Genomic DNA, 13172 nt, shown 5'->3' with positions numbered 1-13172 from the left:
GGATCTGACATGAATCCAAAGGAAAACTACCTGCACGAGTTCTTCAGGATCTTCTTCGCCAACAAGCAATTGGTGAAACGAGTGTTCCTGATCTTTGCAGTCATCGCGCTGATCTTGCCAATGGTGCTCAAGCAAAGCTTCGACATCACCGCGCAAGTCATCGTCCAGTCGAAAAAACTCTCCCAGGGCGACGCGACCACCTCGCTGACCCAGGAAAACGCCAGTTTCATTCCGCCGTCACTGGCCGACATGGAAACCGAGAGCAACATCCTGCGTTCGCCGGCGCTGATTCGTCAGACCATCAGCGAACTGCGGGAAAAAGGCGAGTACACGCCCAGCCCCGGTGCGTTCAACAAACTGGTGTCCGAACCGTGGCAACGCTACGTCACCACGCCGCTGCGCGAGTACGTGATCAACCCGGCGAAAGCCGCGCTCGGCATGGAAACCGATCCAGTGCGTGACACCACGCTGGACGCGCTGACTGAAGAAGCCATCGCCAAGCTGAAAATCGAAACCCTGCCGGGCTCCAACGTGATCTCGATCATCTACAGCTTCGGCGATCCGCATCAGGGCACGCAGTTTGTTGCAGCGCTGCTGCAAAACTACCTGGTCAGCCGTCAGCAGTTGCAGTCGATCGAATTGCCGCAAAGTTTCTATGAAACCAAAAAGCAGCAATACGAAGTGCGCCTCGACGGTCTGGAAGGCAATCGCCTGGCGTTGCTCGAAGCCATCGGTTCGTCTGATCCGAAAGAGGAAATCACCTTCCGCCTCAACGCGATCAACACCGAAGAACAAGCGCTCAACCTCTACCAGGACCGTCGCCTGCAAAGCCAACGCTGGCTCGAATACCTGAAAACCAGCCTCGCCGCCGCGAGTGCCTCGAAACTCAACGACTACACCTTCCCGTACACCTTCACCACCACCGTCGACAACGTGGCGTTCGAAGATCGCGAGATCAAGCAGATGGGTGAGGCGCTGACCTCGCAAGTCAGCCGCTACATGAACGATCTGGCGATTTTCCAGCCAAGCAGCGAACCCATGCTGCTGACCCGCGAGCAGATTGCCCGCACCCGACAGCAGTTCTTGAAAGTGGTGAGCAACCGGATTCAGGAACGCACCAACGACCTGGCGATTGTCAGTTCGGTGATCGACCAGAAAACCGCGCGCATCGCCGAGTTCAAGAATCGCATCCACCAGTTGCAGGAAACCCAAAGCAAACTGCGCCAGATGGACACCGAGATCGATGCCCTGCACGCGGCGTTCGGCACCTACGCCCAGCGTTTTGCCGAAAGCACCGCGACCAGTTCGCTGAACAACGACCTGTCCAACGCCCGGGTGCTCAGCCCGCCGTTCGAACCGACGGCGCCGGCGTTTCCCAAGCCGTTCCTGATCATTCCGTTCGGTTTGTTCACCGGTCTGTTGCTGGCGATTGCCTTGGTCTACGTGCGGGAGTTCTTTGACCATCGCTTCAAGCACCCAGCGCAAATCAGCCACGAACTGGGCTTGCCGGTGCTGCTGGTGATCAACGATCAACACCTGCTGCCGACCAACCCGCACAAGAGCTGGAGCGTGCCACGCTTCGTGCATTGGGTGCGCAATTGAACGCGCCGCTCAACCCGACCAGCGCCCTGCCGATCATTCATTTGCTCAGCAGCGGCGGCTTCTATGGGGCTGAGCGGATGCTGCTGGACCATTGCCTGGCGACGCCGGGGCAGCACCAAGTGCTGTTTCTCGATGCGCCGCCAGCCCTGATTGCACGGTTTCGCGATGCCGGGGTGGATTGCCAGGGCGTCGCGGGGTTGGGGGCGTTGCTGACGCATTTGCGTCAGCGCCGGGCGGAACAGCCGCTGATCAATACGCACAATTTCAAAGGCCTGTTGTTTGGCTGGGTCGGCGCGACGCTGTTGCGTCTGCCGCTGGTGATTACCCAGCACGGCTTCACGCCGCGCAGTCGCAAGCAGAAGTTCTACACCTGGCTGAGCCTGCAACTGTGCCGCACTGCCTCGGTCAACCGGGTGGTCTGCGTCGCTGAAAGCATCGCCACGCTGTGCCGTCAGGCCAGTGTGCGGGCGGAGAAATTGCAGGTGATTCCCAACGGCTTGCCGGCGGCCAAAGGGGTGTTGCCGCAGAGCATCAATCGCCAGCGCTGGATCGCCGGTTACGTCGGACGGCTGAGCAGTGAAAAAGGCCCCGACCTGTTTCTCGACGCGCTGATTCCGCTGTGTCAGCAACACCCGCAACTGGACGCCGTGATGCTCGGCGACGGCCCGGAACGCGAGAGTTTGCTGGAAAGGATCAACGCCGCCGGTCTGCAAAAGCGCATCACCCTGCCCGGCTATCAGACGGACATGGGCTTGTGGTGGCGCCGCCTCGATGCGCTGGTGATCAGCTCGCGCACCGAAGGCACGCCGATGATTTTGCTCGAAGCGATGCAGGCCGGCGTGCCCGTGGTCGCGTTTGGTGTCGGCGGGATTCCCGATGTGCTCGAAGAACGGCACAACGGCTTGCTCGCCACGCCGACCGACAGCGCCGCCCTCGCCCGGCAGATCGGCACCTTGTTGAGCGAACCGGCACTGGCCCGTGAATTGAGTGACAACGCAAAACGTACACAACTGGATCGCTATGACCTCAAGGCCCTCGCCGAACGCTGGTCGCAGCTTTATATCCGTACCGCACGGGAAGCACGCGCATGATCTTTCCACTCTCGATCATCAGTCTTTTCGGCCTGGTCTGCCTTGCTCTGCTGGCCAGCCCTTATCCATTCCTCGCCCCCGGCGCGGTCCTCGGCCTGGTCGGCGTGGCGGTGCTGTACCGCAAACCGGCCTGGGGTTTGTTGGGGATTATTGCGCTGGTGCCCTTTGAAGGTTTCTTCAAGGACAACGCGCTCTCCGGGACCAAGTTCATCGGTGCTTCGCTGGCGCTGATCCTGATGCTGCAATTGGCGCTGCACCAGATTCCCTCGGAACGCCTGCGCAGCAACATCTGGCGTTTCCTCATCTGGTTCATGGTTTTGTACCTGCTCAGCACGCTGAACACCGATGACATGGGGATGTCGCTGGGGCATCTGCGGGAACTCAGCGTGGGCCTGGTGTTGTTCGTGATCACGCTGCTGATCGGCCGCGAACTGAACCTCGACCTGTTCGCCCGGCTGGCGACCCTCAGCGTCACGGCGACGTGCGCCTTGGCGATGTTCTCCAGCAAGTATCAGGATCAGGGCCGCGCCGCCGGCCTGCTCGAAGACCCGAACGCCTTCGCCATGCTGATCGCCTTTGCCGTGCCGCTTGCTTTGCTGCTGGTAATCCGCAGCCCGAACCTGTGGCACCGGTTGTTCTGGGGCGCTTGCTTTGTGCTGCTGCTGGGCGGCATGACCAAAACCGAATCGCGTTCCGGGCTGGTGGTGTTGTTCCTCAGCCTGATGATTGGTGTCTGGCACTACCGCACCGAGTTGACGCGCATCCGCCCTCGGCATCTGGGTTTTGCCATGCTTGGGCTGGTGATTGTGATTCCGCTGGCGATTTACGCGATGCCCGCCGGTTATGTCGAACGCATCCAGTCGCTGAGCATCCTCAGCGCCGGCGCCAAGAGCCAGGACGAATCCCTCGGTCGGCGCGCCTCTTATATCGTCGTCGGCGGCCAGATGATCAGCGAAAATCCGCTGCTCGGCACCGGCCCCGGCACCTTCCCGCTGCACTACGCAACCACCGGTTACGCCAAGGCGTTTTCGGCCAACCGCAAGGTCGGCGACCTCTATCGCCGCGCGCACAACACCTACCTGGAAATCTTCAGTGAACTGGGGATTCCTGCCGGCCTGTTGTTCGTCGGCATGCTCGCCCTCGGCGTCTACAACATGATCCGCGCCCGACGTGCGTGGATGCTGCGCAACAACGGCAACCAGGCTGACCTGATGACGCACCTGGGCATGAGTTTCCTGTCGCTGGCGTTGTTTCTGATGTTCCTCAGCGCGCCCAACCAGAAATACGTGTGGATCATGCTCGCGCTGACCAGCGTGTTGCGCCTCAAAGCCGAGCAGGCACCACTGACGGGGACCAAGGCATGAATCGAATCAGCATTGTTATCCCGATGTACAACGAAGCCCGGCACATTGGCCGCACCCTGCTCGCCGCGCAAAAAGCTGCGGTGGCGGCCGGTGTCGAGTGCGAGTTGATTGTGGTCGATAACGGCTCCGACGATCACGGCCCGCAGATTGCCCGGCAATTCGGCGCGCAGGTGTTGGTGCAACCGGGTGTGCTGATCGGCGCGTTGCGCAATCGCGGCACCGCCGTCGCCACCGGTGACTGGCTGGCGTTTATCGACGCCGACGTGGAAATGCCCGAAGACTGGCTGAGCCTGTTGTTCAAACTCGAATCCGCTGCGCAGGCCGACGTCTTCGGTCTCGACCTGCACGCCCCGGCCCAAGCGCCGTGGTACGCCGACGCCTGGCAACGGCGCACCTTGCGCCCGACCACGCAGAAACTCTACGCGGCGCAATGGCTGCCAACCTCCAACCTGCTGATGCGCCGTAGCTGGTTCGATCAGGTCGGCGGTTTTGATGAAAACCTGCGCACCGGCGAAGACAAGGATTTCACCATGCGCGTGCGCGCGGCTGGCGCGCGGTTGCTCTCGGTCAATCAAAGCGTCGCGCTGCATTGGGGTTATGAAGTTACGTGGCGTGAATGGACGGGCAAAGAGATGTGGCGCCAGGGCAGTCATCTGCAATTGCTCCGCAGCCACGGTTACAGCTTGCGGCTGCTGCGCTTTCCGATGTTGTCGCTGCTGGTCTGGCTGCTGGATTTTCTGGCGATCTCGGCGTTGCTTGATGGCTTCCCGCACCACGCCGCCGTGATGGTGACCATCACCGTGCTGCCGGGTCTGGCGCTCAGCCTGCGCCAAAGCCTCAAACATCGCGATGTGCTGTTGACCCTGCAACTGTGGGGCCTGCATTGGGTGCGCCTGCACCTGGCCGGCGCCGCGTTTGTCCTCAGTCTGTGTCGTTGGAATGCCAGGAGGCCTGCCCGTGGCTGAATTCATTTTCTGGACGTGCCTGCTCTTGCCGGTCTACGCCTACCTCGGTTATCCGCTGCTGCTGACGCTGCTCGCGCCGTTGTTCGCCGCGCGCCGTCACGACGCTGCGCCGCCGCTGAACATCAGCATCGTGATCGCCGCGCACAACGAAGCGCGGCACATCGAGCACAAGCTGCGCACTTTGCTCGCCCAGGATTATCAACCGGCGACGCTGGAAATCATTCTGGTCAGCGACGGCTCCACCGATGACACTGTGGCCTGCGCGCATAAAGTCGTCGACCCGCGCATTCGTGTGCTCGACCTGCCGCGCCAAGGCAAAGCCGCAACCCTGAATGCCGGCGTAGCCTTGAGCAGCGGCGACATTCTGGTGTTCACCGACGCCGACAACCAATGGTCGCGCGACACCCTCGGGCATTTGCTCGCGCCGCTGACTGACCCGAAAGTCGGCGCCTGCGCCGGGCACATGGTGATCCCGGTGACCGGTGGTGGCTTGAGCGTCGGCGACAGTCTGTATCGGCATTACGAAGGCTGGTTGCGCCGCGTCGAAAATCGCACCGGTTGCATGGTGTCCGCCGACGGCGCGCTGCTCGCGTTACGCCGCGAATTGTTCGAAAACGTACCGGCCGAGGTCAACGACGATTTCTTCATCAGTACCTGCGCGCCCGTGGCGTTCAAACGCATCGTCTATGTGCCCGAGGCGCAAGTCATCGACCACGGCGTCGACGAAGCCGACAAGCAATTCCGCCGCCGCCAGCGCGTCACCGTCGGTGGCCTGCAAAGCCTGGCGCAGCGCCGCGAACTGCTGAATCCGCTGAAGCATGGCTTGTACTCGATTGCGTTGATCAGCCACAAACTGATCCGACGTCTGGCGCCGATCCTCTTGCTGCCGTTGCTCCTGAGCAACCTGTGGCTGTGGGATGACCACGGTTTTTATCAGTTCTGCCTGGTGGCGCAACTGCTCGGTTACGCAGTGGCCATCGTCGGTCTGCTCGATTCACAGCACCGTTTACCGAAACCCTTTCGCCTCGCCGCTTTCCTTCTGGTGACCCTCGCCGGAATGAGCATCGGTCTGTGGCAGTTTCTGCGTGGCCAGCGGTACAGCCAGTGGAACCCCGAGCAAAATCGTTGAGAGGCGCGCGCCATGGCGATCAAACAATTATTAAAACGCACCAGTGGCTGGCTGTACCTCAACTCACCGGTGGGGCGTAATCAGCTGCACGGCGCCGGGGTGATCCTGATGCTGCACCGGGTGCTGGCCAGCGACCGCGCCGCCGACCTGCCGCATCGCAATGAATTGTGCGTCGGCCCGAAGGCCTTCGAGCACTTGCTGGCGTGGCTGAAAAAACACTTCGACTGCGTGCCGTTGATGGACATTCTGCAACCCGGCACCCAGCGTTCGGAGCGGCCGAAAGTCACCCTGACCTTCGACGATGGCTGGCGCGACAACGACATCAATGCCTTCCCGCTGCTGCAGAAATACCAGGTGCCGGCGAGCATTTTTCTCTCCACCGATTTCATTGGCAGCCGCCAGCGTTTCTGGTGGGAAAGCATCGGCGAAACCTTGTGGGGCAGTTATGGCGAAACCGCCCGCCATCATCTGATCGAAAGCCTGCTGCAGGTCGGTCGTGCGCTGCCGGTGTTGCTGGATGACCTCGACGTCGAGCGCCGCAGCCTGACGTTGCTGCATTACCTGCAAAGTCTGAAAAGCCTGTCGCCCGACGACTTGAACCGGCTGACCTACGAATGCCCTGACGAGTCGATGCCCCAGGCGCTCGACTGGCAACAAGTGCGCGCGCTGGAAGCCTCCGGGCTGGTGCGTTTCGGCCCGCATGGCGCCAGTCACGCGATCCTCACCGGCCTCAGTGATCGGCGCCTCGACGAAGAACTTAGCCGCAGCCGCGAGGCGTTGTTGATCGGCTGCAATCGGCCGTTGCCGGTCTACTGCTACCCCAACGGCGACCACGACGCGCGGGTTCGCCAGTACGTCGCCGGGCATGACTTCCCGTTCGCCCTCGGCACCGGCACCGGCATTTATCGCGGCGCCAGTGACCCCTTGGCATTACCGCGTTTCGGCGTCAGCCAACGCACCGCGCGTAACCCGGAATTGCTCTCGTGGCGCATTTATCGCGGAGCACGACCATGAGCCGCAGCCATTACCTGAAACACCTGGCCCTGAGCATGGGCACCAAACTGGCGATGATCGGCCTGCGCTTGCTGCGCAACGTCCTGCTCGCGCGGATCCTCGGGCCAAGCGAGCGCGGCTTGTTTGCCCTGCTCAGCACCCTGCCCGACCTGATCAGCGCCGCCACCAGTGGTGGCTTGAATTCGGCGGTCGGTTATCAAGCAGCCAAGCAACGGCCGATGGGTTTGCTGCTGAGCCAAGTGTTGGTGTTCGGATGCCTGCTGGCACTGTTGCTGACATTGCTGGTGGTGGCGTTGACCCGTGAATTCGGCAGCGAACTGGACATCACCACGCAGCTCGGTTTGCTCGCCTGGCTGTTGTTGCTGGCGGTGCCGTTGACCGTGCTCAAAAGCGGTTTGCTCACACTGCACAATGCTTCCGGCGGCGTCGTTGCATTCAACGTCTTGCGCCTGATCGAATCGTTGGCGCCGCTGCTGCTGTTTCTCGCCTTGTTCTGGATGTGGAAAGAAGCGGCGCTCGAAGCGGCGCTGATCAGTTGGCTGGCCGGTATCAGTCTGGTGGTGCTGGCGGGTTGGATCTGGCTCAAACGCATTCAACCGGTGACGCTGCAATGGGACCGCGCCAGTCAAAATGAGCTGCTGCGCTACAGCGCGCGCAGCCATCCCGACTTGTTGTTCCAACAAGTGATCCTGCGTTCCGATTACCTGTTCATCGGCGCCCTGCTCGGCAGCACCGCGCTGGGGCATTACGCGATGGCCAGCGCCGCCGCCGAACTGCTGCTGATCGTCCCGGAAGCAGTCACCACGCCACTGATGAAACGCCTGTTGCAGCAAGAGGCCGGAATCGAGAAAGTCACGCCACTGGCGCTGCGCCTGACCGCAACGGTGATGCTCGGCGCGTGCCTGAGCATGGCGGTGATTGGCGAATGGCTGATCGTCACGTTGTTCGGCGCCGCCTATCAACCGGCGTATCCGGCGTTGCTGGCGCTGCTGCCGGGGCTGTTCGGCTTGTGCTACGCGAGCATCCTGCGCCTCGACCTGCTGGGCAAAAATCGTCCCGGCACGATCTCGCTGATGATGGGCCTGGGTGCGCTGCTCAACCTTGCGCTGAACCTGTTGTTGATCCCGACTTACGGCATCGTCGGCGCCGCTGCTGCGTCATCCGTCGCCTACCTGGCGGTGACTGTGGCGATGCTGGTGTTGTATTGCCGCTTGAGCGGCGTGCCGGTCTGGCAAACCCTGATTATTCTGCCCAGCGACATCACGCCGATGCTGCTGATGCTGCAACGGAAATCGGCATGAAATCGGTGTCGCGGCTGCTCGCGCTCGGGCTCACGTGCGGGCTCAACCTGTGCCTGACGCTGAGCGCCCACGCGGCGCCGATGCGCTGGGGCGAGATCCGTGACGGCAGCCTGTACCTGCAAGCCAATCGCCCTGACACGGTGAACGTCAGTTGGGCGCCGGCGTGGCAGGCCGACGCCAATGAAGAACGAATTTATCTGCTCGATGGCCAAGGCAAACTGCAGGGCGAACGCCTGATCGCCGCGACCGAATCGCGCGGCAAGCAGAGCTGGCCGCTGCTGCCCGGCGCGGCGAGTTATCGACTGGAAATTCCCGGCTACAGCTTCCGCCACTACAAGGTCGAACACGACGACAGCACGGTCGCGCTGTTCGCCCCGGCCAAGGTGCATTTCAGCGCCGAAACCCCTGACGGCGCCGAGCTGTATTTCAAAGTCGCGCCGGGAGAACGCGCGGTGCTCGCCGGCAAGTTCCATGGCGGCGTCAGCACCCTGCAAGCGCAACGGCTGAGCGACAAACTGCAACTGCTGCTGCCGCTCAAACCGTATCGCGCTTATTGGCAATTCGATGAGGTTGAACTGCCGGTGGCCACGACCGAACAAGTCTGGCGCCTGCGGTTGCGCGGCAGCGGCAAAGCGGCGTTCTGGCTCGACGGCACGGCTAATCTGTTCGCGCAAAATCCGCAGCAACTCAAGCCGCTGCGCGAGGACGCCGGCCAGACCCAATTGACCCTGCACAACGAGCTGCTCGGGCCGACGCCGAACCTGGGTGTCGCCCTGCCCTACGTGATGCCGCCGCCGTCGAGTTTTGCCGTGCTCGATGCGCTCAAGGCACGCTCGGCCAGCTACTACAGCTTTGTCGACGTCACCCAGAAACAACCGAAATACGAGAACAAATTCCGCCAGCTCTATCAGCAGCGTTTTGGCATAACCCACGACATCACGTTGCTCGCCGGCAGCCAACGCCAGGCCGATTTGCGCGCCAACACCATGAGCAACGCCGGCCTTGACGCCTGGCTCGCCGCCACCCGCGCGCTCGGTGGCAAAGGCACGCACTACATCGGTTTCGCCGACGAGCCGAACCTCAATTACCCGGACTACGCCAGCTACCAAAGCATCTTCAACAGCATGGCCAAACAAGTGCGCAGCAACCCGGCCAACGCCAAGGCTGGCGTGCGCATCGCCATGCCGGCCACCTCGCGGCTGGTCAACGGGCCGTTCGCCGACAACGCGGCGGACAAGCGCGGCATCGACTGGGCGAAACGCATGCTCGCCGAATCCGCCGATCAGGTCGATGCGCTGGCGTGGCACGAATGGATGATTCGCGATTTGCTCGCCACCCGGGTCTACCGCGACAGCGTGCGCCGCGCCGCCGACCTCGTCGGGCTCGACGCCAAGGGCCGGCCGCGCAAAGCGTTGCTGCTCGACCAGACCAACATGTCCAGCGGCTCCAGCCTCAGCCCCTACGATCAGGAAACCCATTACGCCTCGCTGTGGTGGGCGTCGGTGGTGATCAATTCGTCGCAGGACGGCTTGCTGGAAATGCTCAATTTTTTCCAGGCAGCCGATGAGCCGAACTACCCAAAGGGCATGTTCAAAGTCATCAACGACGACCAGTTCGTGATGAAACCGGTCGGCTGGGCGCAGCAGTTTATTCAGGAACATTGGTTGCACAGCGTGATGCGCCTGGAGAACAGCGCGTTTGAAGTCGATGCGTTGGCGATGGCCAGCGAACTGCAACGCAGCGTGCTCGGCGTCAACAAAGCCAAACGTCTGCAGCAGGTCAGCCTGGCCGGGGCGAAGTGCCCGTTGGCCAACGGTTCGCTGCGCTACTTCGGTGCCGATAACCGCAGCCGCGACGCGCCGTTCAGCTGTGATAACGGTCGCCTCAGTTTTGAGCTGCCGGGTGAAACCCTGTTCGCGCTGAGCTGGAGCGCCCAATGAGTACTTGTCGATTGAATTGCCGCGCCGGTCATGCGCCGCGCGACGCATTACTCCACCCACGGACCATCCCGACAGGAGTTCAGCACATGGGTATTTTTCGCAAACTCAGCGAGCACATCAAACACAAAGGATTGCGCGCCACCCTTGCCAAGATCTGGAAGCACTTCTTTTTTGCCCACCAGGAGCTGCTATGGATGGAGCGCGATCTGGTGACGCCGGTGCCGCCGCACAAGCTGCGACCCTACGCGCCGCTGCGCCTGGAGACGATTACCCCGCACAACACGCTGGCCTTCAGCAAACACTTCGGCGACCGCGTCGGCACCATGGCCGAACTGGCCGCCGAGGGTCACACCGGGCACATGTACCTCAATGAACACGGCGAAGCGGTCGCCTTCATCTGGGGCAGCAAGGTCAATTACCACGACCGCCATTATTACGGTTGCTGGTTCCCGGTGCGCCCCGGCGAGTTTTTCGAGTTTGGCGGCGAGCAGATTCGCGCCTATTGGGGCACGACGTTGTCGGTCGATCTGCAACTGAATCTGTGGCAAGCCATGGCCGCTCAGGGTTGCAACAAAGTCGTCGACGTCTGCGAGTACCACAACATTCCCGCCCTCAAACTGCACATTCGCATGGGCTACAAGGAGCAAGGTCGAATCATGAACATCTATACATTGTTTGGCCGCTGGCGCTTCTACCGGGAAACGGCCTATAGCGGTTCGCGCCTGGATGCCTTGCGCAAACCGGCGTCCGCCGCTGTCACCGCGTCGGCGGCCTGACCGATGGCGGCGCGATTCGAATGGCGCACTTCGCTGTGCGCCGCGGACTTTCCGGCAGCGGCTTACGAGGCGTTGCGTCTGCGTGTGACCGACCACACGCCGTTCAACACCCTGGCGTGGCTGGGCGCCGCCGAAAAGGCCCTCAACCCCGGCGAGCAATTGCACGTGCTGCTCGGCTGGCAGGGCGATGAATTGGCGCTGTGCCTGCCGTTGGTGACGACCACCGAACGCTTCGGCGGTCTGCCGTTTCGGGTGCTGCATCACCTCGGCTACCCGCTGACCGATCGTCTGGCGCTGCTCGCCTGCCTCGACGACGAGAGCATCCGCAAAGCGCTGATCGTGATCCGCCGCCGCTTGCCCCACGCATTGCTGCAACTTAACGAGCTGTCCGAACCGACCGGCGAAGAAAGTGCCCTGACGGTGTGGATGGCGCACAGCTCCACCGGCGAACGGCGCTTGAGTTGCAAGGTGCCGGTGCACCTGATCAGTGACGCGGATCGCCAGGAAGTATCCGGTGATCCGCGCTACAAACTGCGGCGCGCGCGCAAGCGGATTGCCGCGTGTGGCGCCGAAGTGCGGCGCATCACCCCGGATGCGTTGACCATGGGCCCGCTGTTGCAGGCCATCAGCGAAGTCGAAGCGGTGAGCTGGAAAGGTGATGAGGGCGTGGGGATCTTCGCTGACGACCGCCATCGCCAATGGATGAATCGCGCCTTCACCGCCCTCGCCGCCCAAGGTCTGGTGCGCGTGGTGCTGCTGGAACTTGACGGCCGCTGCATCAGCTATCGCCTCGGTTTGCTGGAGCAGGGTCGGCTGTACGACTACAACCTCGCGTTCCTGCCGCAATACGCTGATCTGGGCAGCGGCCGGGTCTTGCTCGAAGAGTGGATTCGCTGGGGCCTGGACGACAATTGGCGCTGGATCGATGCCTCGCGCGTCAGCCTGGAAAACTCCAGCCATCAACTCCACGAGCGCATGACCGGGCAACTCGAACACTGGCGCTGGAGTTTCTATTCCTGGCGCCCGAGCGGCCTCACGTTGGGGCTGGCGTTACGCGTCTGGCAGCGGCTGAAACCGACCTTGCAGAAATGGCGGGCGAAACGTGCGGCAGCTGCGGTGGTGACCACACCTGCGGTGGCCAAGCCTGCGGCGATTATCGAGAAACCAATGGAGGGCGAGCATGCCTCAGCAAGTCATAGTCAACGCTGACGATTTCGGCCTCAGCCCGTGCGAAAACGCGGTGATTCTCGGCGCGTTTCAGGCTGGGGTCATCAGTTCGGCGACAGCCATGGCCAACATGCCGGCGTTTGAAGCCGCGTGCCAGATGGCCCAGCACCCGCTGCTCAAGGGACGCATCGGCCTGCATTTCAACCTGACGTATGGCCGGCCGTTGAGCCAGAGCATTCTCGCCCGCCCGACGTTTTGCGACAGTCAGGGCGGGTTTGAACTGAACCTGCGGCGCCACAGCTTCTGGCTTAGCCGCGAGGACCGCGCTGCGGTGTTGGAGGAACTGCAAGCGCAATGGCAGCGTTGCGTCGACCACGACATGCGCCCCAGCCACATCGATTCACACCAGCATGTGCACAACATTTGGCCGATTGGCGAGATCGTCGCGCGGTTCGCCGCGCGTCAAGGGGTGGCGGTGCGCCTGGCGCGAAATCTGGGGCAAAACCTGAGTTTGCCGAAGCGGATTTTCAAGGGTTTGCTCAATCGCCGCTTGCACACTTTGGCCGGTGCTTCGGCGGACTATGTGTGCACGCCCGTGGACCTGCGCAATCAGCCAATGCCGACTGACGGTTTGCTGGAAATCGTCGCTCATCCGAACCAGTTGGGCGCCGATTTTGGTGACGCCTATTTGAACCCCGGGGAGTCGCTGACGCAGGTGCTAGAGGGGCGCCTTGCGGGTATCGAACGGGTGTCGTACGGCGTGTTTCATCGGGATCTCACCACCCGAACTGCAGTACTGGAATGAGCAACATAAGTTGCAACA

Annotated in this window: 11 protein-coding genes; all 11 read left to right on the top strand. The window is 62.0% G+C overall.

The genetic code is table 11. The features are described 5' to 3' along the window. Positions 1 to 9 precede the first annotated feature (9 nt). The 11 genes from FBY12_RS00920 to FBY12_RS00870 all read left to right on the top strand — a co-directional run bounded on the left by FBY12_RS00920 (position 10) and on the right by FBY12_RS00870 (position 13154). Complete coding sequence (locus FBY12_RS00920; RefSeq protein ID WP_145250199.1) at positions 10 to 1602, top strand: Wzz/FepE/Etk N-terminal domain-containing protein; 1593 nt, start codon at positions 10 to 12, stop codon at positions 1600 to 1602. Then, positions 1599 to 2693, top strand: a complete 1095-nt coding sequence (locus FBY12_RS00915; RefSeq protein ID WP_145250196.1) for a glycosyltransferase family 4 protein — start codon at positions 1599 to 1601, stop codon at positions 2691 to 2693. Before FBY12_RS00920 ends, FBY12_RS00915 begins: the two co-directional genes overlap by 4 nt. Then, the gene (locus FBY12_RS00910; RefSeq protein WP_145250193.1) at positions 2690 to 4057 is read left to right on the top strand and encodes an O-antigen ligase; all 1368 of its coding nucleotides are present in this window, start codon (positions 2690 to 2692) and stop codon (positions 4055 to 4057) included. Before FBY12_RS00915 ends, FBY12_RS00910 begins: the two co-directional genes overlap by 4 nt. Further along, entirely contained in the window at positions 4054 to 5022 is a 969-nt protein-coding gene (locus FBY12_RS00905) for a glycosyltransferase family 2 protein (RefSeq protein ID WP_145250190.1), read from the top strand. Before FBY12_RS00910 ends, FBY12_RS00905 begins: the two co-directional genes overlap by 4 nt. Then, positions 5015 to 6151 (top strand): glycosyltransferase, encoded by a 1137-nt coding sequence (locus FBY12_RS00900; protein ID WP_121733995.1) that lies wholly within the window; start codon positions 5015 to 5017, stop codon positions 6149 to 6151. Before FBY12_RS00905 ends, FBY12_RS00900 begins: the two co-directional genes overlap by 8 nt. 12 nt (positions 6152 to 6163) lie before the next feature. Next, on the top strand, positions 6164 to 7165 hold the full coding sequence (locus FBY12_RS00895; protein ID WP_145250187.1) for a polysaccharide deacetylase family protein: 1002 nt from the start codon (positions 6164 to 6166) through the stop codon (positions 7163 to 7165). Beyond that, positions 7162 to 8466, top strand: coding sequence for a lipopolysaccharide biosynthesis protein (locus tag FBY12_RS00890; RefSeq protein WP_145250184.1), 1305 nt, complete (start codon positions 7162 to 7164; stop codon positions 8464 to 8466). The genes FBY12_RS00895 and FBY12_RS00890 overlap by 4 nt, the downstream gene beginning before the upstream one ends. Further along, positions 8463 to 10406 (top strand): hypothetical protein, encoded by a 1944-nt coding sequence (locus FBY12_RS00885; RefSeq protein ID WP_145250181.1) that lies wholly within the window; start codon positions 8463 to 8465, stop codon positions 10404 to 10406. The genes FBY12_RS00890 and FBY12_RS00885 overlap by 4 nt, the downstream gene beginning before the upstream one ends. 86 nt (positions 10407 to 10492) lie before the next feature. After that, complete coding sequence (locus tag FBY12_RS00880; protein ID WP_145250178.1) at positions 10493 to 11182, top strand: N-acetyltransferase; 690 nt, start codon at positions 10493 to 10495, stop codon at positions 11180 to 11182. A 3-nt stretch (positions 11183 to 11185) separates the two neighbouring features. Continuing rightward, positions 11186 to 12391 (top strand): GNAT family N-acetyltransferase, encoded by a 1206-nt coding sequence (locus tag FBY12_RS00875; RefSeq protein WP_145250175.1) that lies wholly within the window; start codon positions 11186 to 11188, stop codon positions 12389 to 12391. Then, complete coding sequence (locus FBY12_RS00870) at positions 12363 to 13154, top strand: ChbG/HpnK family deacetylase (RefSeq protein ID WP_145250172.1); 792 nt, start codon at positions 12363 to 12365, stop codon at positions 13152 to 13154. Before FBY12_RS00875 ends, FBY12_RS00870 begins: the two co-directional genes overlap by 29 nt. The last annotated feature ends 18 nt before the right edge of the window (positions 13155 to 13172 follow it).

Source organism: Pseudomonas sp. SJZ131 (assembly GCF_007828705.1).
GTDB classification, from domain to species: Bacteria; Pseudomonadota; Gammaproteobacteria; order Pseudomonadales; family Pseudomonadaceae; genus Aquipseudomonas; species Aquipseudomonas prosekii.
This window is presented reverse-complemented; position numbering and strand designations above follow the sequence as displayed.